This window comes from Thiobacillus denitrificans DSM 12475, from assembly GCF_000376425.1.
GTDB classification, from domain to species: domain Bacteria; phylum Pseudomonadota; class Gammaproteobacteria; order Burkholderiales; family Thiobacillaceae; genus Thiobacillus; species Thiobacillus denitrificans.
Genome location: NZ_AQWL01000006.1, coordinates 190,837 through 210,247, shown reverse-complemented (window position 1 = coordinate 210,247; position 19,411 = coordinate 190,837). Strand labels below are relative to the sequence as shown.

The 19,411-nt window shown below is 66.2% G+C and carries 19 protein-coding genes and 1 riboswitch; of the genes, 14 read left to right on the top strand and 5 right to left on the bottom strand.

Annotated elements, in window-relative coordinates:
• Positions 1 to 54: 54 nt before the first annotated feature.
• Positions 55 to 132: riboswitch (S-adenosyl-L-homocysteine riboswitch) on the bottom strand.
• Between the two features lie 32 nt (positions 133 to 164).
• Positions 165 to 1,370 (bottom strand): methionine adenosyltransferase, encoded by a 1,206-nt coding sequence (metK, locus tag B059_RS0111800; protein ID WP_018078464.1) that lies wholly within the window; start codon positions 1,368 to 1,370, stop codon positions 165 to 167.
• A gap of 267 nt (positions 1,371 to 1,637) precedes the next feature.
• On the opposite strand from metK, the gene B059_RS0111790 reads away from it, so the two are divergent.
• From B059_RS0111790 to B059_RS19925, 8 genes are all read left to right on the top strand, one after another.
• Positions 1,638 to 2,510 (top strand): lysophospholipid acyltransferase family protein, encoded by an 873-nt coding sequence (locus B059_RS0111790; protein WP_018078462.1) that lies wholly within the window; start codon positions 1,638 to 1,640, stop codon positions 2,508 to 2,510.
• Positions 2,507 to 3,421, top strand: a complete 915-nt coding sequence (locus B059_RS0111785; RefSeq protein WP_018078461.1) for an LpxL/LpxP family acyltransferase — start codon at positions 2,507 to 2,509, stop codon at positions 3,419 to 3,421. Before B059_RS0111790 ends, B059_RS0111785 begins: the two co-directional genes overlap by 4 nt.
• Positions 3,414 to 3,917: a GNAT family N-acetyltransferase gene (locus tag B059_RS0111780; RefSeq protein ID WP_018078460.1), complete on the top strand. Its 504-nt coding sequence runs from the start codon at positions 3,414 to 3,416 to the stop codon at positions 3,915 to 3,917. The genes B059_RS0111785 and B059_RS0111780 overlap by 8 nt, the downstream gene beginning before the upstream one ends.
• The gene (locus B059_RS0111775; RefSeq protein ID WP_018078459.1) at positions 3,914 to 4,369 is read left to right on the top strand and encodes a CoA-binding protein; all 456 of its coding nucleotides are present in this window, start codon (positions 3,914 to 3,916) and stop codon (positions 4,367 to 4,369) included. Before B059_RS0111780 ends, B059_RS0111775 begins: the two co-directional genes overlap by 4 nt.
• Positions 4,366 to 5,214: a diaminopimelate epimerase gene (gene dapF / locus B059_RS0111770; protein WP_018078458.1), complete on the top strand. Its 849-nt coding sequence runs from the start codon at positions 4,366 to 4,368 to the stop codon at positions 5,212 to 5,214. The genes B059_RS0111775 and dapF overlap by 4 nt, the downstream gene beginning before the upstream one ends.
• Positions 5,214 to 5,891, top strand: a complete 678-nt coding sequence (locus B059_RS0111765; RefSeq protein ID WP_018078457.1) for a DUF484 family protein — start codon at positions 5,214 to 5,216, stop codon at positions 5,889 to 5,891. Before dapF ends, B059_RS0111765 begins: the two co-directional genes overlap by 1 nt.
• Positions 5,888 to 6,775: a tyrosine recombinase XerC gene (gene xerC / locus B059_RS0111760; RefSeq protein ID WP_018078456.1), complete on the top strand. Its 888-nt coding sequence runs from the start codon at positions 5,888 to 5,890 to the stop codon at positions 6,773 to 6,775. Before B059_RS0111765 ends, xerC begins: the two co-directional genes overlap by 4 nt.
• A 168-nt stretch (positions 6,776 to 6,943) precedes the next feature.
• Positions 6,944 to 9,661 (top strand): EAL domain-containing protein, encoded by a 2,718-nt coding sequence (locus B059_RS19925; RefSeq protein WP_018078455.1) that lies wholly within the window; start codon positions 6,944 to 6,946, stop codon positions 9,659 to 9,661.
• Between the two features lie 3 nt (positions 9,662 to 9,664).
• On the opposite strand, the gene B059_RS0111750 is transcribed toward B059_RS19925, so the two are convergent.
• From B059_RS0111750 to B059_RS0111735, 4 genes are read right to left on the bottom strand one after another with little or no spacing between them, the layout of a single operon-like run.
• The gene (locus B059_RS0111750) at positions 9,665 to 10,474 is read right to left on the bottom strand and encodes a polyphosphate kinase 2 family protein (protein ID WP_018078454.1); all 810 of its coding nucleotides are present in this window, start codon (positions 10,472 to 10,474) and stop codon (positions 9,665 to 9,667) included.
• Positions 10,471 to 11,022, bottom strand: a complete 552-nt coding sequence (locus tag B059_RS0111745) for a hypothetical protein (protein WP_018078453.1) — start codon at positions 11,020 to 11,022, stop codon at positions 10,471 to 10,473. The genes B059_RS0111750 and B059_RS0111745 overlap by 4 nt, the downstream gene beginning before the upstream one ends.
• Before the next feature lie 23 nt (positions 11,023 to 11,045).
• Entirely contained in the window at positions 11,046 to 14,117 is a 3,072-nt protein-coding gene (locus B059_RS0111740) for an efflux RND transporter permease subunit (protein ID WP_018078452.1), read from the bottom strand.
• A complete protein-coding gene (locus B059_RS0111735) occupies positions 14,114 to 15,190 on the bottom strand; it encodes an efflux RND transporter periplasmic adaptor subunit (protein WP_018078451.1) in 1,077 nt (358 codons plus the stop codon). The genes B059_RS0111740 and B059_RS0111735 overlap by 4 nt, the downstream gene beginning before the upstream one ends.
• 100 nt (positions 15,191 to 15,290) lie before the next feature.
• On the opposite strand from B059_RS0111735, the gene B059_RS0111730 reads away from it, so the two are divergent.
• The 6 genes from B059_RS0111730 to B059_RS0111705 all read left to right on the top strand — a co-directional run bounded on the left by B059_RS0111730 (position 15,291) and on the right by B059_RS0111705 (position 19,408).
• Complete coding sequence (locus tag B059_RS0111730) at positions 15,291 to 15,767, top strand: Fur family transcriptional regulator (RefSeq protein WP_018078450.1); 477 nt, start codon at positions 15,291 to 15,293, stop codon at positions 15,765 to 15,767.
• A 143-nt stretch (positions 15,768 to 15,910) separates the two neighbouring features.
• Positions 15,911 to 16,330, top strand: coding sequence for an RNA polymerase-binding protein DksA (gene dksA / locus B059_RS0111725; RefSeq protein WP_018078449.1), 420 nt, complete (start codon positions 15,911 to 15,913; stop codon positions 16,328 to 16,330).
• Complete coding sequence (locus tag B059_RS0111720; protein ID WP_018078448.1) at positions 16,331 to 17,461, top strand: CobW family GTP-binding protein; 1,131 nt, start codon at positions 16,331 to 16,333, stop codon at positions 17,459 to 17,461.
• Positions 17,458 to 17,694: a membrane protein insertion efficiency factor YidD gene (yidD, locus tag B059_RS0111715; protein WP_018078447.1), complete on the top strand. Its 237-nt coding sequence runs from the start codon at positions 17,458 to 17,460 to the stop codon at positions 17,692 to 17,694. Before B059_RS0111720 ends, yidD begins: the two co-directional genes overlap by 4 nt.
• A 1-nt stretch (position 17,695) precedes the next feature.
• Positions 17,696 to 18,001 (top strand): hypothetical protein, encoded by a 306-nt coding sequence (locus tag B059_RS0111710; protein ID WP_018078446.1) that lies wholly within the window; start codon positions 17,696 to 17,698, stop codon positions 17,999 to 18,001.
• 60 nt (positions 18,002 to 18,061) lie between these two features.
• Complete coding sequence (locus B059_RS0111705; RefSeq protein WP_018078445.1) at positions 18,062 to 19,408, top strand: TonB-dependent receptor; 1,347 nt, start codon at positions 18,062 to 18,064, stop codon at positions 19,406 to 19,408.
• The last annotated feature ends 3 nt before the right edge of the window (positions 19,409 to 19,411 follow it).

Genomic DNA, 19,411 nt, shown 5'->3' with positions numbered 1-19,411 from the left:
GAAACTCCTTGAATGACAGCGGGTGCGTGCTCGTTTGCCCACAGCCCTGCTGCAAGTCAACGAGCGCGGTTGAAACATCGCCTGCGCTGAGCCTGGCTATCGGCAACGATAGTCGCAGCGCTCCTCAGCGCAGGGGGGCGAAGCCTCGCCCGAAAGCGGGTGGATTATGCCATGTTTGGCTGCAGGCCAGCAGTCGCGCCGGACGACAGGCTCGCCGCCGCCTTCAGCGCCGCCGCCTTGTCGGTCACCTCCCAGGTGAAATCCGGCTCGTCGCGGCCGAAGTGGCCATAGCTCGCGGTGCGGGTGTAGATCGGGCGCAGCAGGTCGAGCATGTTGACGATGCCCCTGGGGCGCAGGTCGAAGTGCGCGGCGATGAGTTCGACGATCTTGGCTTCGGGGATTTTCCCGGTGCCGAAGGTATCGACCATCAGCGAGGTCGGTCTGGCGACGCCGATGGCGTAGCTCACCTGCACCATGCACCTGTCGGCGAGACCGGCGGCGACGATGTTCTTCGCCACGTAGCGGCCGGCGTAGGCGGCCGAGCGGTCGACCTTGGACGGATCCTTGCCGGAGAAGGCGCCACCGCCGTGCGGCGACGCGCCGCCGTAAGTGTCGACGATGATCTTGCGGCCGGTCAGCCCGGCGTCGCCCATCGGGCCACCGACGACGAAACGTCCGGTGGGGTTGACCAGATAGCGCGTGCCGGCGGAAAGCATCTCTTTCGGCAGCACCGGCTTGATGATTTCCTCGATCACCGCTTCGGACAACTGGGCGTGCGAAACCTCGGGATCATGCTGGGTGGACAGCACGACGGTGTCGATGGAATGCGGCTTGCCGTCGACGTAGCGGATCGACACCTGCGACTTGGCGTCCGGACGCAGCCACGGCAGGCGCCCGTCCTTGCGCAGTTCGGACTGGCGCTGGGTGAGACGATGCGCGAGGTAGATCGGCATCGGCATCAGCACCGGCGTTTCGTTGCAGGCATAGCCGAACATCAGGCCCTGGTCGCCGGCACCCTGGTCGAGATAATCGTCGTGTGCGCGATCCACGCCCTGCGCGATGTCGGGCGACTGCTTGCCGACGGTGACCAGCACCGAGCAGGTGTTGTAGTCGAAGCCGATCTCGGACGAGTCGTAGCCGATGCGCTTGATGGTCTGGCGCGCGATCTGGTTGTAGTCGATCACCGCCGAGGTGGTGATTTCGCCGGCGATGACGCACAGGCCGGTGGTCAGCAGCGTCTCGCACGCCACGCGCGCATGTTTGTCCTGGGTTAGAATCGCGTCGAGCACCGCATCCGACACTTGATCCGCCATCTTGTCGGGGTGCCCTTCGGACACCGACTCAGACGTGAAAATGAAATCCTTTTGCATGACAGCTCCTGTAGTCCCGGTTACCGACTGCGTAACCGGCTCGGGGGACCAACAGAGCGGCGACGCTTTAGCTGTATTTGTATCCCGCCCGCAAGTTGTCAAGATTAACGCGGCGGCTGCCACATTGTGCCTCGCCGCTTCCCCCGGCGTCAATTCCCGCAGGCGGACGCCGGCTTTCCACGCGCTGAAGCGCATGAAAGATCGTATGTCCCACGAGGGGGCTCCGACTTTCTACGCGCTGAAGCGCGTGAAAGATCGTATGCCCGCATGATGTTCCTGCTCAAGCTGGTGGCCCGCCTGCCGCTGCCGCTGCTGCATGGCGCCGGCATCGCGCTGGGCTGGCTGCTTTACTGGTCGCCCGGGCGTTATTCCGCGCGCGTGCGCAACAACCTGTTCGACAGCGGGATCTGCGTCCCCGGGCGCGACTGCCGGGCGTTGCTGCGCAGGAGTATCGGCGAGGCCGGCAAGGCCATGATCGAATTGTTGCCGGTGTGGCTGCGCCCGTACCACAAGGTGCTGAAGCTGGTCAGGCGTACCAGCGGCTGGGAGCACATCGATGCCGCACGCGCGGACGGCAAGGGCATCATTCTGCTGTCGCCGCACATCGGCTGCTTCGAGATCATCAGTCTCTATTGCGCCGCGCGGCATCCCTTCACCGCCATGTACAAACCGCCTCGCCAGCCGATGCTCGACGCGCTGATGCTGGCCGGCCGCCAGCGCGGTCAGGCGACGCTGGTGCCGAGCGATCTCTCCGGCGTACGCGCGCAGCTGGCAGCCCTGAAGCGCCACGAAGCGATTGGCATCCTGCCCGACCAGGTGGCAACCGGCGGCGACGGCGTGTGGGCGCCGTTCCTTGGCCGCCCGGCCTACACGCCGACGCTGGCCGCCAGCCTGCAGCGCAAGACCGGAGCGGCGGCCTTTTTCATCGCCGCCGAGCGGCTGGGCTGGGGGCGCGGCTACCATTTGCACGTCTTTCCGCTGGGCGAAACCCTGCCGGCAGACAAGACCGCCGCCGCCACCCGTTTGAACCAGGCGGTGGAAGTAATCGTGCGGCGTTTCCCGACGCAATACATGTGGAGCTACAACCGCCACAAGCGACCGGGCGACGTCGCCCCCCCGGACGCCCAGGAACGCGCATGAAGCCGGACGCACCCGCAAACCTGCTGCACCCTTCGCTGTTGCCGAACTGGCTCGGCGTGGGCGCGCTCTGGCTGCTGCACTGGCTGCCGCTGCCGGTTCAGGCGGCACTCGGCAATGCCGCAGGCTGGCTGGTCGCACAGTTCCCCGGACGACGCCGGCACATCGTTGCGACCAATCTTGCATTGTGCTTTCCCGAGGCCTCGCCTGAAACGCGTCGCCGCTGGCTGCGGCAGACCTTTCAGAGCTCGATGCGCGCAGCGCTCGAGCACGGCGTGCTGTGGTGGGGGTCGGAGGCACGCCTGCGCCGGCTGATCCGGATCGACAACCCCGAAGCGGTGCTGGGCGACGGCAAGCGCCCGGTGATCTGGCTGGCGCCGCACTTTGTCGGGCTCGACATGGGCGGCGTGCGGCTGGCGATGGATCGCACCGCCGCCTCGATGTACGCGCGCGCCAAGAACCCCGTCGCCGACGAAATGATGCGACACGGGCGTTCGCGCTTTTTCTCCCCGGTACTGATCGCCAAGAACGACGGCATCAAACCTGTGCTCAAGACACTCAAGGACGGCCTGCCTTTCTATTACCTGCCGGATCAGGATCATGGCCGCCTCAATGCCGTATTCGTTCCATTCTTCGGCATTCCCGCCGCCACCGTATCGGCACTGCCGCGCCTGGCCAGGCTCACCGGCGCCCAGATCGTCCCGGTCATCACCCGCCAGCTGCCGTGGGGGCGAGGCTACGCGGTGCGCTTCTATCCGCCGTGGGACAACTATCCGGGCGGCGACCTGGAGGCCGACGTCGCCCGCATGAACGGGTTCATCGAAGACCGCATCCGCGAGATGCCGTCGCAGTACCTGTGGCTGCACCGCCGCTTCAAGACCCGCCCCGAAGGCGAGGCCGGCCTGTATGAATGAGCCACAGGCCGATCCGGCGCGGCTGGCGGCTGCCGACGCCGATGCCGTCGGTGCGCTGGCGCGCGTGGTGTGGCAGGCCACGTATCCGGCGCTGATCCCGCAGGCGCAGATCGAGGCCATGCTGGCCGACCGTTATGCGCCCGAGCGGATGCGGGAACAGCTGGACGACCCGCGCCAGGCCTGGTGGGGGGTGCGCCGGGACGATGCGCTGGTCGGCTTTGCCCATGCCATGCTGGAAGACACCGCCTGCAAGCTCGACAAGCTCTACGTTCATCCGGACAACCAGCGCCGGGGGATCGGCGCCGCGCTGCTGCGCGCCGCCGCCAGCTGGGCGCGCCAGCAGCAGGCTCGCCGCCTGCGCCTGCAAGTCAATCGCGGCAACACACAGGCCATTGCCGCCTACCGGAAATACGGCTTCCGCATCGTCGAGTCGCGGGTATTCGCCATCGGCGACGGTTTTGTGATGGACGATCACGTGATGGAACTGACACTGTGAGCTTTGCCAATCCCGACGACGCCGGCCTGCGCGCGCTACTCGACCGCACCGTGACGATCGCCGTGGTCGGGCTGTCGCCGCAGCCCGCGCGGCCCAGCTACCGCGTGGCGCAGGCGATGCAGCGCTACGGCTACCGCATCGTGCCGGTGCGGCCGCTGGTGGACCGGGTGCTCGGCGAGCAGGCTTACGCAAGCCTCGCCGACATCCCGTTCGGGGTCGACCTGGTCAACGTGTTCCGCGCCGCCGAGCACGTGCCGGCTATCGTCGAACAATGCCTGGCGCTACACTCCCTGCAGCGGCCCGATTCGACAGCGCATCGGTTACCGGCAGCCATCTGGATCCAGGAAGGCATCGTGCATGAGGCCGCCGCGCAACGCGCGCAGGCCGGCGGCATGACGGTGGTGATGGACCGCTGCCTCCTCAAGGAATACGTCAGGCTCAAAACCGCATGAATACCCAACCGGGCACCACACTCCGTTTCACCAAGATGCATGGCCTCGGCAACGACTTCGTCGTTTTCGACGGCGTCGGCCAGACCGTCGCGCTCAGCCCCGAACAGTGCCGCCGCATCGCCGACCGCCACTTCGGCGTCGGCTGCGACCAGATCCTGCTGGTCGAGAAAGCCAGCCGGCCGGATGTCGATTTCCGCTACCGCATCTTCAACGCCGATGGCGGCGAAGTCGAGCAATGCGGCAACGGCGCGCGCTGCTTCGTGCGCTTCGTGCACGAAAAAGGCCTTACCGCCAAGACCGCGATCCGCGTGGAAACCGCGTCCGGCGTCATCGAGCCGCGCCTGCTCGACAATGGCCAGGTCGCGGTGGACATGGGCGCGCCGCGCTTTGCACCGGCCGACATCCCGTTCGCGGCCGAGGCCGAAGCGCTCGCCTATCCGCTGAAAGTCGGCCAGCATGTCATCGAGATCACCGCGCTGTCGATGGGCAACCCGCACGCGGTACTGCGGGTGAACGACCTCGACAGCGCGCCGGTGGAAATCCTCGGCGCCGCCATCGAATCGCACGCGCGCTTCCCGCAGCGCGTCAATGCCGGCTTCATGCAGGTGCTGACCCCGCACGACATCCGTCTGCGCGTGTACGAGCGCGGCGCCGGCGAAACCCTGGCCTGCGGCACCGGCGCCTGCGCGGCGGCGGTCGCCGGCATCCGCCAGGGCTGGCTGAAAAGCCCGGTCAGCGTGCACACGCGCGGCGGCGACCTGGTCATCGAATGGGCAGACAAGGGCCAACCGGTCACCATGACCGGTCCGGCCGAAACCGTATTTGAAGGAGAGATCGAACTCTAATGGACACGCAACCCACCACACTAGACGCACCGGCGATTGCCGAGTTTCTGACCCGGCACCCGAATTTCTTCAACGACTTCCCCACCCTGCTGGCGGATCTGCACATCCCGCACCCGCACGGCACCCACGCGGTGTCGATGAGCGAGCGCCAGTTGATCGCGATGCGCGACAAGGTACGGATGCTGGAAAACAAGCTGGCCGAACTGATCCAGTTCGGCGAGGAAAACGACGGCATCTCCGAAAAGCTACACGCGCTGACGCTCGCACTCGTGACCGCCAGCCAGCCGCAGGACATCGCCGCCGCGCTGGCGATCCACCTGCGTGACGGCTTCGCCGTGCCGCATCACGCGCTGCGCGCCTGGATGCTGACCGGCGAGCCGATGCCGGGGCTCGATCAGCCGGTGTCGCAGGCAGCGCGCGATGCCGTGGCGGCGATGCCATATCCGGTATGCGGCCCACTTGCCGTGCCCGACGCCAGCGACTGGTTCGGCGAAGTGTCGCCGCACCTGCGCGCATTCGCCTGCATCCCGCTGCGGCCCGCCGCAGCGGCCGCCCCCATCGGCCTGCTGGTGCTGGCATCCGAGGAGGCCAAGCGCTTCTATGCCGGCATGGGCACGCTTTACCTCGAACGGCTGGGCCAGCTGGTCGGCGCCGCGCTGGTGCGGATGCAGGATTGAATCCGGTCGACCGCTACCTGCAGCACCTCGCCGCCGAACGGCGGCTGTCGCCGCACACGGTCGAAGCCTACCGGCACGACCTCGCCAACCTGGCCCGGCTGACCGCGGGCAAGCCGCTGGCCGAGCTCGGCGCAGCCGACATCCGTGGTGCCATCGTCAAGCTGCGCAGCCAGAACCTGGCGGCCACCAGCCTGGCGCGCCAGCTGTCGAGCTGGCGCGGGTTTTATACCTTTGCCTGCCGCCGCCTCGGCTATGCGGGCAATCCCTGTCTCGGCCTGCGCCCGCCCAAGGCGGCCAAGGCCCTGCCCGAAATCCTGTCGCCCGAGGCCTGTGCCCGGCTGCTCGACGGCCCTGCGCCAGCAACCGGCGACGGCGCCCTGGCCGCGCGCGACCGCGCCATGTTCGAGTTGCTGTATTCATCCGGCCTGCGCCTGGCGGAACTGGCCGGACTCGATCTCGATGACGTCGACCTGCGGTCAGGCGACGCGGTGGTCACCGGCAAGGGCCGCAAGACCCGCGTCGTGCCGGTCGGCCGCCAGGCGCTCGACGCCCTGGGTGCGTGGCTGCCGTTGCGGCTGGCCCTGGCGCGCGACACCGCCGCGCTGTTCGTCAGCCAGCGTGGCGCCCGGCTTACGCCACGCAGCGTGCAGCTGCGCCTCGACCGCTGGGCCCGGCAGGCCGGCCTCGGCCAGCACGTCCACCCGCACATGCTGCGCCACGCGTTCGCCACCCACGTGCTGCAGTCGTCCGGCGATCTGCGGGCGGTACAGGAAATGCTCGGCCACGCCAGCATCAGCACCACCCAGGTGTATACCCACCTCGACTGGCAGCATCTCGCCAAGGTATACGATCAGGCGCATCCGCGCGCGCGCAAGAAATCCTGAGTTTGCCGCCGGGCGAGCGCCCGCACACTCCGGCGCGCCAGCTTTACAACCCCTTCAGAAACAGGGAATACGGCCGATTCATACCGTATGCGCGCCATTCCCTTCCCCCGGCTTGTTCGCCTTGTGCAGGATTTACGCCCCGCCTGCCTCAGCACGCAGGGCCGGATCATGGGTGCGGTATTGCTCATCCTGCTTGCGACATTCGTCCTGACCGGGCAACAAGCGCTGCGCATCGCCCGCCAGGATGCCAGTGCTGCCTTGCGCGTGCAGGCATCGGCACAACTGGCGGCGCTATCTCAGGCAGTGGCCGACGCGGCTGGCAGGGGCGATGACAGCGCGGTGCAGGCGCGGCTCGACATTCCGATTGCACAGGGCAACCTGCACTATGTGGAATACACCGCGCCCGATGGCCACCTTCTACGCCGGCAGGCGCCGCCGTTCCCCGTAAACCGTCCCGGCTGGTTTGCCGGGCTGGCCGGTCTGGTCGCCCCCGTCATGCAGGCGCCCCTGGTCGTCGACGGCGCCTACCATGGCCGCCTGCTCATCCAGCCGTCCGTCCATGCCTACGAGGACTTTCTGTGGCATCTCGGCAGCCGTCTGTTCATGCTGCTCGGTGCCGCTTTCATCCTGCTCGGCTGGCTGACTTACGGGCTGCTCAAAATCAGCCTGAGGGGCCTGGACCGGCTGCGCACCACCGCGCGCCAGATCGAAGCCGGAGATTACAGTGAGCGGATTCCCGTTCGGGCCGGCAGCCCGCCCGAACTGCGGGAGACCCTGTGCGCGTTCAACCATATGAGTGCAGCGCTGGGGCGCCTGCTCACCGACCTCAAGGAGCATCAGAAGGCGCTTGATAGCGCCGCCAGCGTGTCCGAAGCCGATCTCGCCGGCAACATCACGTTCGCCAACGATCTGTTCTGCATCGTCAGCGGCTATACCCACGAGGAACTCCTCGGCCAGAACCACCGCCTCCTCGGCTCGGGCCGGCACGACGCCGCATTTTTTGCCCAACTATGGGAGACCATCTCGCGCGGGCGGATCTGGCGCGGCGAAATCTGCAACCGCGCCAAGGATGGCCGGCTGTTCTGGACGGCCTCGACCATCACGCCGATCAAGGGCGACGACGGTCTGCCACTGAAATATCTGTCGATCCACGTCGACATCACGCAACACAAGCTTGATGAAGCCACGCTCAACGAGGAAAAGGAACGCTGGCAGGTCACGCTGCAATCGATCAACGACGCCGTCATCGTCACCAATGCCCATAATCACGTGGTCTATCTCAACCCGACCGCCGAGAGCCTGCTCGGCATCGCGCTTGAAGATGCCGTATCGAGCCCGCTGAAAAGCCTGATGCAATTCGATCAGCTGGGCGACGACGAAGCCCCGGTCTGTTTTCTCGCGTCCACCTCGCCGCAACTCGGTCAGACCGGCTCTGCCCGCCTGCAAACGCACCTGGGGCAGGACCTGGCAATCAGCTACAGCTGCGCCCCGCTGACCGGAAACGGCGGCTTCGGTGCGGTCTACGTGCTGCGCGACGAGACCGAGAAAAAGCAGCTGCTCGACAGCCTGCGCGAGATGGCCTTCCACGATACCCTGACCACGCTGCCAAACCGCCGCGCGGTGGAAGGCCGGCTGGTGCGCGCCCTGCGCACCGCGCGCGAGCAGGCACAGCAACACGCGTTCTGCTACATCGATCTCGACCAGTTCAAGCTGGTGAACGACACCTGCGGCCATTCGGTGGGCGATACCCTGCTGATGGACATTGCGCAGACCATGCAGGCAGCTCTGCCCGAGCATGCCTACCTGGGCCGCCTGGGCGGCGACGAATTCGGCCTGATCCTGTTCGACACCCGGCCCGACGCGGCCAGCGCGGTCTGCCGGCAACTGGTGCAGCGCATCCGCGACTTCCGTTTCGAACACAAGGGACGGCGTTTCACGCTCGGCGCCTGCGCCGGAATCGCGCCCATCACCCAGTCTGCAACCACCGCCGGCGATCTCATGATCCAGGCCGACATGGCGTGCTACCGCGCCAAATCCGAAGGCAGCGGCCGGATCATGCTGTACGAGGCGGACGAGATCGGGTTCCGCCGCCTGGAGGCGGAAATGGGCTGGGCCGCCGATTTCGCGCAGGCCCTGGAAGCCAACCAGTTCCTGCCCTACCGCCAGCTGATCCAGCCGGCTTCCAGCAGTGGGCAACCGCATTACGAAGTGCTGATCCGCTGGCAGCGCAACGGCGTGATCGAAGGACCGGCCAAGCTGCTGCTCGCGCTCGAACGCTACGGGCAGGCGCCGATCCTCGACCGCTGGATGTTGGAAGCCGTGGTGTCCTATCTGGCGGCGCAGCCCGGCGACAATGCGGTGTATTTCATCAACCTGTCGGGCAAGACGGTGGCCGACGAATCCTTCCTCGGCACTGTCTGCCATCTGCTCGACCGCTATGGCGTGGCAGGCGAACGCCTGGGCTTCGAGGTCACGGAAACCGCGGCGGTGGTGAATCTAGCGGATGCGCAACGCCTGATTCACGGCCTGCGCGAACGCGGCTGCCAGTTCGCACTGGACGATTTCGGCCGCGATGCCTCCTCGTTCTTCTACCTCAAGCACCTGCCGGCCGATTTCCTCAAGATTGACGGCGCCTTCGTGCGCGGCATGCTGGACGACCGCCGCGATCAGGCCATCGTGCGTTCGATCGTGCAGCTGGCGCGCGACTTCGGCATGCATTCGGTGGCCGAGCAGGTGGAAGACGCCGAAATAGCCGCGCTGCTGAACGACATCGGGGTGGATTATTTACAGGGCTACCACATCCATCGCCCGGAAGCCTTGCCGCACTGGCACCCGGTTTCACACGCCGGCACTGCGCGGCCGCCGCAGCTGACGCTGGTCAGATAGCCCTCAGACGATCACGGTATCCGCCACCCCGTCGGCCGGATCCGGATAGCGCATTTTCAGGTTTTCCAGCGCTTCGATCAGCAGGCTGGACACCATCAGGTTGCGCGCCAGCTTGCTGTTGGCGGGGATCACGTGCCACGGCGCGTGCGCCGTGCTGGTGGCCGACAGCGCCGCCTCGTAGGCCTCCATGTAATCGTCCCACTGCGCGCGCACCGCGAGGTCGCCGGGCTGGAATTTCCACTGTTTCTCGGGGGTGTCGCGGCGCTCTTCCAGACGCTTCTTCTGCTCGTCCCTGGAAATGTGCAGATAGAACTTCAGGATGGTGGTGCCGGTTTCCGCCAGCATTCTTTCGAAGTCGTTGATCTGGCGGAAGCGCCGCTTGCATTCGGCGGCGTCGATCCAGCCATTCACCCGCGTGATCAGCACATCCTCGTAATGCGAGCGGTTGAAGATGGCGATCTCGCCGGCGCCCGGCACGTGGTGGTGCACCCGCCACAAATAGTCGCGCGCGAGTTCGTGCGGCGTCGGGGTCTTGAAACTGGCCACGTGCACTCCCAGCGGATCGACGCCCTGGAACACGTGGCGGATGGTGGAATCCTTGCCGGCCGTGTCCATCGCCTGCAGCACCACCAGCAGCCTGTGCCTGCCTTCGGCATACAGTAGTTCCTGCAGCGCTTCCAGGCGTTCGCGATATTCATCCAGGCGCTCGCGCGCATCGGACTTTTCCTTGCCGACGATAGCGTCGTCGTCGGCATCCCATTTCGACAGCTTGACCCTGGTATTCGGGGTGATACGGGTTTCGGCGGGCTTCACAGGCGCTCTCCTGGCGGAATCAGTCTCATCCAGCCGCCCAGCGCCTGGTGTATCTCGTCCAGCGTGAGATGCCGCATCAACGCGCGATTGCCGGGCGCCATCTGGTTCCAGGCGCAGCTCATGCCGCGAAGGTTCGGCTGGGCCGCATCGCGCAGGCGGAACTCGGTTTTGAAGTAGAGGAAACTCGGGTCGCCGTCGTCGACGACAAACCCTGTTTTGACAAAAGGCGAAACCGCCGCGGCAACGGGGCTGACGCTGCGCGTCACCCGCCACACCTCGAAGCGCCCCGGTTGCAGCGTCTGCGCTTCGGCGCGCACCGTGTTCAATTCCACCACGCAGAACGGGGCATATTCCTGCACGCTGTTGCGCGCCACGATGCGGCCGTATTGCAGGCGCACCGTGGCGGCATCCGGCGGAATCGTCAGCGGCCGGTTCAACTGCACCGTCCAGCCCGGCGCATAGGCGTAATACGGCGACGCCGGGTCAGGCGACTGCAGTCCCGCACAGCCGCCCAGCAGCAGCACGAATCCCAGTCCGATCGTCTTCATGCGGCCTCCTTGCAACCGGCATCCTATTGATTTGGTTTAACCCGAAACCACGCCGCATACAAGGCCGGCAGGAAAAACAGGGTGAGAAAGGTCGCCGCGACCAGGCCGCCCATGACCGACACCGCCATCGGTCCCCAGAAAATCGAACGCGACAGCGGGATCATCGCCAGCACCGCGGCAGCGGCGGTGAGGCTGATCGGGCGCATCCGCCGTACCGTCGACTCGATGATCGCATCCCATTGCGACAGGCCGCGCGCGATGTCCTGCTGGATCTGGTCGACCAGAATCACCGAGTTGCGCATGATCATACCGGCCAGCGAGATGATCCCCAGCAGCGCGACGAAACCCATCGCCTGGCCGCTCAGCAGCAGCGCGATCGCCACCCCGATGATGCCGAGCGGCGCGGTCAGCACCACCAGCAGCGCGCGCGGGAAACTGCCGAGCTGCAGCATCAACAGGCTCAACGTGGTGATCACGATCAGCGGCCACGATGCGCCGATGGCGGCGTTGGCCTTGGCGCTGCTTTCCACCGGCCCGCCGACTTCCAGCCGGAAGCCGGGCGGCAGCCGGGCCTTGAATGCGGCCACCTGCGGCGCGATGGCATCGATGATGGTGGCGGGCTGGGTCTTGCCCACCGGATCGCCGCGCACCGAGATCGTCGGCAGACGGTCGCGCCGCCAGATCACGCCGTCCTCGAACACCGGCTCGAGGCGGGCGATCTGCCCCAGGGTCACGCTCTGGCCGTTAAAGCGGCCAATGGGAAGCGACCTGAATGCATCGACGTCGCGATGTTCATTGCGCGGCGTGCGCAGCACCACGTCGATCAGCAGATCGTTTTCGCGGAACTGGGTGACGGTAACGCCCGACAGCTGCAACGCCACCAGCCGGCCGACCAGGTCGGAACTCAGCCCCAGCGCCTTGATCTTGTCTTGGTCGAGTTGCGCCTTCACCGCCAGCGACTGCTCGTTCCAGTCGAGGTTCACCGCCGTCACCTGCGGCTGCGCCGCGACGATCCTGCGCAGCTTCTCGGCTTCGATCTTCAATTGCGGGATGTCGGGGCCGCTCAAGCGGTATTGCACCGGATAACCGGCAGGCGGGCCATATTCGAAGCGCACCGCGCGTCCGCGCACATTGGGAAAGCCGGTCTCGAACAGCCGGTGGATGCGGGTGAGCTCGCGTTCGCGCGCCGGCACATCCTTCGCGATCACCACCAGCTGCGCAAAGTTGCGGTTGTTCAGGCGCTGGTCCAGTGCCAGCACGAAACGCGGCGCCCCCTGGCCGATGTAGTTGAGGACATGGGCCACGTCCTGGTCCTGCCGCAGCAGGGATTCGAGCCTGAGCGCTTCGGCGCGCGCGGCATCGATCGAGGCACCTTCCGGCAGCCACAGTTCGATCAGGATTTCCAGCCGGTCGGACTGCGGGAAAAACTGTTTTTCGACCCGCTGCATCGCGGCCAGCCCCACCACCAGCGCGGCCACCGTCAGCGCAATCACCGTCCGGCGATGCGTCACGCACCAGGTCACCGCGGCACGGAAACGCCGGTAAAACGGCGTCAGGTAAGCGGCGTTTTCATCGGTCACGTGATGGCTGGGCTTCAGCAGGGCATGCCCCAGATAAGGCGTGACCACCACCGCGACCAGCCAGGACGACAGCAGCGCGATCGTGGTCACCGCGAAAATCGCAAAGGTGTACTCGCCGACCACTGATTTGGCCAGCGCGATCGGCAGAAATGCCGTGGCGGTGAGCAGGGTGCCAGTGAGCATGGGAAACGCGGTCGACTGGAAGGCATAGGTGGCGGCCTCGAAGCGTCCCCAGCCGGCCTCGAGCTTGTGCGCCATCATTTCCACCGCGATGATGGCATCGTCCACCAGCAGACCGAGCGCGATGATGAGCGCACCGGTGGAAATGCGGTGCAGGTCGATGTCGAACAGCCACATCGCACTGAAGGTGATCGCCAGCACCACCGGAATGGACAGTGCCACCACCAGCCCGGCGCGCCATTTCAGCGCCAGGAAGGTCACCGCCAGCACGATGGCGACGGCTTCGAGGAAGCTCTGCATGAAGAGCTTGACCGCGTGGCTGACGATGCTGGGCTGGTCGTGAACCTGGCGGATCTCCAGGCCCACCGGCAGCGTCTTTTGCAGCGCCTCCATGGCAGCGGCGACGGCACGCCCCATGGCCACCACGTCCCCGCCATCGGCCAGCGACACCCCGAGCAATATCGCCGCTTCGCCCTGCGAGCGGATTTCGCTGGCGGGCGGATCTTCATAGCGGCGCGTCACCTCGGCGATGTCGCCCAGCCGCAGGCTGCGCGCGCCCACCCGGATCACGGTTTCACGCAGGCGCTCCAGCTCGGAATACGCCCCCGACAGGCGCAGCGGGATCGACAACACCTCGTTTTCCACCCGGCCATCGGCGACCACGCTGTTCTGCTCCTGCACCGCCTGCATGATCTGCTGCGAGGTGAGCCCGAGCGTGGCGAGCTTCTGGGCGGGAACCTCGATATAGATTTTCTCCGGCACGATGCCGAACAGTTCGGCCTTGCCGACGTTGGGCAGGCGGCGTACTTCGCGCTGCGCATCCTCGGCGGCGCGGCGCAGTTCGGCGCGGCTGAAGCCGTCGCCGGTGAAGGCGTAGATCGAACCGAAGGTGTCGCCGAACTCGTCGTTGAAAAACGGCCCCTGCACCCCGGCCGGCAGTTCCCGTTCGAGGTCGCCGATCTTCTTGCGCACCTGGTACCACGCTTCCGCCACGTCGTGCCCGCGCACGGTTTCCTTGAGGTTGACGAACAGCGCGGTCTCGCCCGGCTTGGCGTAGCTCTGCACGAAATCCAGCGCGGGCATTTCCTGCAGTTTTTTCTCGATCCGTTCGGTCAGCTGCTCGGACACTTCCTGCGCCGTCGCACCCGGCCATTGCGCCTGGATCAGCATGGTCTTGAACGTGAACGGCGGGTCTTCGGCCTGTCCCAGCTGGATATAGGAACGCACGCCCAGCAGCAGGATCAGCACGATGAAAAAGCGCACCAGCGCCGGATGCTCGATCGCCCAGCGCGACAGGTTGCCGCGCCGCGGCTCGAAACGGGGCGGGGCGCTCATGGCCGTTTGGAAGGCACCAGACGCACCTGCTGGCCCGGCGCGATCTTGTGCACGCCTGCGGTCACCACCCATTCGCCGGCCGCCAGCCCCGCCGTCACCACCGCACGATCGCCGCTCAAGCCGCCCAGTTGCACGCTGCGCGGCGCCACTTTCCGGGTTTGGCGATCGATCACCCACACCTGCGGCTGGCCGTTGATTTTGAACAGCGCGGTCTGCGCCACCGACAGGCTCGGCGCGGCCTCGCTGCCGACGTCCACCGTCGCGGTCATGCCAAGTTTCACCCTCTCATCCGGCTTGATGAAACTCACGCGCGCGCTGTAGGTCCGGCTCGCGGCATCGGCCATCGGCGACAACTCGCGTAAACGGCCGGCATAGTCCGCCCCCGGCACCGACCACAGCCGGATGCTCAGGTTCTGTGCCGCACGCAGGGCCGCGAGCGCATTTTCCGGCACGTCGATGCGCACTTCCCGCTCGCCGCTGCGCGCCAGTTGCGCCACCGGCTGCCCGGCGTCCACCACCTGCCCGGCTTCAAGCGAGATCGCCGTCACCACGCCCGCGTGCGGCGCGGTCAGCCGCGTGTAGGCCTGCTGGTTGCCCTGGCGCTCGGCCTCGGCGCGCAGTTGACGCACCCGCGCCGCCGCCGCTTCGGCCACGGTCCGGCGGCGGTCAAGCTCGGCCTGGGAGATGAAATTCTGCGCCCGCAGTTCGGTGTAGCGCTGCAAATCCTGCTGCGCCAGCCGGGCTTCGGCTTCGGCGGCGCCAAGCTGCGCGCGCGCCGCATTCGCCGCCAGCGCGTAATCCTGTGGATCCAGCGTGGCGATGAGCTGGCCGGCCCGGACCTGCGTACCCACTTCCACCACGCGGGTCTGCACCCGGCCGACGACCCGGAATGCCAGCACGGTCTCGTGACGCGCACGGACCTCGCCGGCGTAGCGTGTGTCGCTGCGCGCAGCATGCAGGCCAATCTGCTCGGCGCGCACCGGGCGCACATCCTCGGGCACGGCTGGCGGCGCATCGCGCCCGCAGCCGGACAGCAGCAGCAAGAAGAGCATCGGCAACAGGGGGATTTTCATGGCGGGATTATCGCGTAATCGCATGCCCTTTGTTTACGCGCCGCCAGCGCATTTTTGCAACCGAGTTGCATTTTTTCATGGCGCGCCCTACCATCGGCCCATGCAAGCGGCCCCCGCCCCCACCCGCCACGACCAGGCCACCCGCCTGCTGCACCAGTGCGGCGCGACCGTCACGCCGGCCCGGGTACGGGTGCTGCAACTGCTGCTGGCAGCCGACGCGGCGATGTCGCACCAGTCGCTGCAGCAGGCGGCGGCGGCCAGCGGCCATCCCTTCGACAAGGTGACGCTTTACCGTGTGCTCGACTGGCTGACCGGGCAGGGACTGGTGCACAGCGTGGCCGGACACGACCGGGTCCGCCGCTTCAGCCTGATGAACCCGCATCATGCCCACGCGCATTTTGAATGCAGCGTTTGCGGACGCTTGTTTTGCCTGCGCGGCAGTCTGGCCAGCGCCGCCCTGGAACTGCCGCCCGGATTCGCATCCGACCGGGTCGACATCACGGTGCATGGCCGCTGCGCCGGGTGCACAGCCGCCGCTACTGCACCGCGTTCCCGGGGGAAGGACCCCGGGGTATGATGCCGGGCTGGTGCGCACCACGCACCAGCCCGTGATACGTCCGGGAGGGCAGGTATTTGCCGCCCATGGATACACACGTATGCCCCTGCCAGCAGGATGCATGATCCACAACCTGTCTTTGCTGCTTGAATGGAGTCTCCACGATGCCTACCTCGTCCAAATCCCTCACCGAAGCCGCCCTGCTGAAAATGCCGGCTTCCGCCTACATGAACGCGGCCCAGCTCGAATTTTTTCGCGTCCGCCTCGAAGCCATGCGCGATGAAATGCTCAGCAACGCCGCCGACACCAGCGAGACCCTGAAGGAAAACGAGAATTTTGCCGACCCCAACGACCGCGCCACGGTCGAGGAAGAGCACATGCTGGAACAGCGGGTACGCGACCGCGAGCGCAAGCTGCTGAAAAAAATCCACTCCGCCCTGAAGCGCATCGATTCCGGTGAATTCGGATACTGTCTGGAAACCGGCGACCCCATCGGGCTGCCCCGCCTGCTGGCCCGCCCCACCGCCGAATACTCGATCGAGGCGCAGGAACGCCACGAAAAGAAGGAAAGGCTGCATGCCTGAATGCCGCCACGCGCACCCGGCATGGCTGCGCCACTAGGCAACGCCGATCCACTGCACGCCGATGCGCGCGTGGATTCGCATGCCCCGCTTCCCGTCACCCTGCTCACCGGATTTTTAGGCAGCGGCAAAACCACGCTGCTGAACCATCTGGTGCGTACACTGCCGCGTACCGCGATCCTGATGAACGAGTTCGGCGAAGTCGCGCTCGACCATCAACTGCTGCAAAAGATGGAGGGGCCGATGGCGCTACTGTCGGGCGGCTGCGTGTGCTGCACGATTTCCGGCAGCCTGGCGCCGACCCTGAAGAACCTGTGGATGGCGCGACAGAAGGGCGACATTCCCGCATTCGAGCGCGTCATCATCGAAACCACCGGGGTGGCCGACCCGGTGCCGGTGCTCGACACCCTGCTGCGCGACAACTGGGTGCGCGCGCGCTTCCGCCTCGACGGCGTAGTCACCATGGTGGACGCGCTGTTTGGCATGGGCCAGCTCGACGAACACCCCGAGGCGGTGAAGCAGGTGGCGGTAGCCGACAAGTTACTGCTCACCAAGATAGACCTCACTGCGCCGGACCGGGTCGCCGCCCTGCGCGAGCGGCTGGCCGCGCTCAACCCGGCAGCCGACCTCATCCCGGTGACGCACGGCGAACTCGATCCCGCAGCGATCCAGAACCTGGGGCTGTGGAATGCCGCGACCAAATCGCTGGAAGTGGCGCGCTGGCTGAAGCAGCAGCACTATCGGCCGGCCGGCGCCAGCCCTGCCATCGGAAAAACGCAGCCCGCACTGCACGACGCACGCATCCAGGCATTTTCGGTGGTGCTCGACACGCCGCTCGATCGTTATGGCCTGCAATCCGCACTCGGCATGCTCACCTCGTTTCGCGCGGAAAACCTGCTGCGTTTCAAGGCCATCGTGAACCTGCAGGGCGATGCCCAGCCGGTGGTGCTGCACGGCGTACAGCATGTGCTGTATCCCGAAGTGAGGCTCGATGCCTGGCCGGACGGGGATCATCGTAGCCGCTTCGTCTTCATCGTGCGCGACCTCGAACCCGCTTTCGTGGAAAGACTGCTGGCCGATTTTACCGGTGCGGCGCGCAGCCAGGCCGAGCCTGACGCGCTGGCAAGCCCATGAATTTGGCGCAGAAATGCCTCGTCGGCGCGATCCGCCTCTACCAGTTGGCGCTCTCGCCGTGGCTGGGCCGGCAATGCCGCTACCTGCCGACCTGCTCTGAATACGGCAAGGAAGCGATCGAAAAGCACGGCGCGCTCAAGGGCAGCTGGCTGGCCGCCAAACGCATCAGCCGCTGCCGCCCCGGCTGCGCTCACGGCTACGACCCGGTGCCGCCGGTCAAGAAGCACAAATAAAATGCGGCCCCTGTTCCTCCGTCACCTGCTGCCCTGGCTGTTCGCGCTGATCCTGTTGTTCGGGCAGGCGGCGGCGTTCGCGCATACGCTGACTCATCTGCACCCGTACGACGCGGACCAGGCCAATCATCCCTGCGAAGTCTGCATCGCCCAGGCGCAGTTGGGTTCGGTCGTGCCGCCCAGCCTGCTCGTCCTGACGATTCCGCCTGGCGCCCGCGTGGACCTGCCCGCCGACGCGCCCGTGCGCGTCGATCTTGCGCCCCGTCCCGCTCGCGCCCGCGCCCCGCCCTTCTCCGTCCACGCCTGACCTTCATCCGGCCCGCGCAACGCCAGCGCGGGCCAGTGTCATTCGTTTACGGAGTGAAAAATGTTACGTCCTGCTATTCTGGCGACCGCGCTCGCGGCTGCCTTTCCGGTTTATGCCGACGCCGATCTCGACGCGCTGCGCGCCGAGCTGAAGGAAATGAAATCCACCTACGAAGCACGCATCCAGGCACTGGAAGCCCGCTTGCAGCAGGCTGACGCGGCTCCCGCCCCGATCGCCGCGCAAGCCGACGCCGCCCCGCCGCAAGGCACTGCTGCCGGCAACCGTTTCAACCCGGATATCTCGCTCATCCTGCAAGGCAAATACGCTCATCTCGACGATATCGAGCATCGTCACATCAGCGGCTTCCTGCCTGCCGGGCACGATCACGGCGCACCGCGCGGCTTCTCGCTCGACCACACCGAACTGGTGATGAGCGCCAGCATCGATCCTTATTTCCGCGGCTACATGAATCTGGCCCTGCTCGACGAGGAAGTCGAAATCGAGGAAGCCTGGTTCCAGACCACCGCGCTGGGCAATGGGCTGTCGATCCGGGGCGGCCGTTTCCTGTCCGGTCTCGGCTACCAGAACGCGCAGCATCCGCACGCCTGGGATTTCGCCGACAACAACCTGATGTACCGCGTGCTGTTCGGCGAGGCTTATGGCAACGACGGCGTACAGCTGAAATGGGTGGCGCCGACCGATCTGTATATGGAGTTGGGCGCCGAAGCCGGGCGCGGCGCCAACTTCCCCGGCACCGACCGCAACCGGAACGGCGCCGGCAGTTACGCACTGTTTGGCCACCTCGGCGGCGACGTCGGCGCATCCCACAGCTGGCGCGCCGGAGTGTCGTATCTGCACGCCAAGGCGAACGAACGCGATGGCGACGTGGACGATCTCAACGACGTGGAAGCCGAAACCCTGTTCTCGGGCAAGAGCAAGACCTGGATGGCGGACTTCGTCTGGAAATGGGCGCCCAACGGCAACGCATCGGAACGGAATTTCAAATTCGCGACCGAATATTTCCGCCGCAGCGAACGTGGCAGTCTGCTGTGCGTCGACAACCCGGCTGACGGCGGCGCGTGCACCGGCAGCGAAGACGCCACCCACTCGCGCCAGTCCGGCTACTACGCGCAGGGCGTCTATCAGTTCATGCCGCGCTGGCGTACCGGCTACCGCTACGACCGCCTGAACCCCGGCTCGGTCGACTTCGGTGCCAACAATGCCTTCCTGCCCGTGTCGGAATACAAGCCGACGCGCCACTCGCTGATGCTCGATTACTCGCCGTCCGAGTTTTCGCGCCTGCGTCTGCAATATTCGCAGGACAAGTCGATGGAGGACCTCAGCGAGAACCAGTGGTTCGTGCAATACATCCACAGCCTGGGCAGCCACGGCGCCCACAGTTTCTGAGGA

Excerpts from the sequence above, each read along its gene's own strand:
- B059_RS0111745 (WP_018078453.1), bottom strand. The coding sequence starts at position 11,022 with ATGAAGACGATCGGACTGGGATTCGTGCTGCTGCTGGGCGGCTGTGCG.
- B059_RS0111740 (WP_018078452.1), bottom strand. The coding sequence starts at position 14,117 with ATGAGCGCCCCGCCCCGTTTCGAGCCGCGGCGCGGCAACCTGTCGCGC.
- B059_RS0111765 (WP_018078457.1), top strand. The coding sequence starts at position 5,214 with ATGGACACGCAACCCACCACACTAGACGCACCGGCGATTGCCGAGTTT.
- yidD (WP_018078447.1), top strand. The coding sequence starts at position 17,458 with ATGAATTTGGCGCAGAAATGCCTCGTCGGCGCGATCCGCCTCTACCAG.
- dapF (WP_018078458.1), top strand. The coding sequence starts at position 4,366 with ATGAATACCCAACCGGGCACCACACTCCGTTTCACCAAGATGCATGGC.
- B059_RS0111780 (WP_018078460.1), top strand. The coding sequence starts at position 3,414 with ATGAATGAGCCACAGGCCGATCCGGCGCGGCTGGCGGCTGCCGACGCC.
- dksA (WP_018078449.1), top strand. The coding sequence starts at position 15,911 with ATGCCTACCTCGTCCAAATCCCTCACCGAAGCCGCCCTGCTGAAAATG.
- B059_RS19925 (WP_018078455.1), top strand. The coding sequence starts at position 6,944 with ATGGGTGCGGTATTGCTCATCCTGCTTGCGACATTCGTCCTGACCGGG.
- metK (WP_018078464.1), bottom strand. The coding sequence starts at position 1,370 with ATGCAAAAGGATTTCATTTTCACGTCTGAGTCGGTGTCCGAAGGGCAC.
- B059_RS0111705 (WP_018078445.1), top strand. The coding sequence starts at position 18,062 with ATGTTACGTCCTGCTATTCTGGCGACCGCGCTCGCGGCTGCCTTTCCG.
- B059_RS0111710 (WP_018078446.1), top strand. The coding sequence starts at position 17,696 with ATGCGGCCCCTGTTCCTCCGTCACCTGCTGCCCTGGCTGTTCGCGCTG.
- B059_RS0111720 (WP_018078448.1), top strand. The coding sequence starts at position 16,331 with ATGCCGCCACGCGCACCCGGCATGGCTGCGCCACTAGGCAACGCCGAT.
- B059_RS0111785 (WP_018078461.1), top strand. The coding sequence starts at position 2,507 with ATGAAGCCGGACGCACCCGCAAACCTGCTGCACCCTTCGCTGTTGCCG.
- B059_RS0111735 (WP_018078451.1), bottom strand. The coding sequence starts at position 15,190 with ATGAAAATCCCCCTGTTGCCGATGCTCTTCTTGCTGCTGCTGTCCGGC.
- B059_RS0111730 (WP_018078450.1), top strand. The coding sequence starts at position 15,291 with ATGCAAGCGGCCCCCGCCCCCACCCGCCACGACCAGGCCACCCGCCTG.
- B059_RS0111790 (WP_018078462.1), top strand. The coding sequence starts at position 1,638 with ATGATGTTCCTGCTCAAGCTGGTGGCCCGCCTGCCGCTGCCGCTGCTG.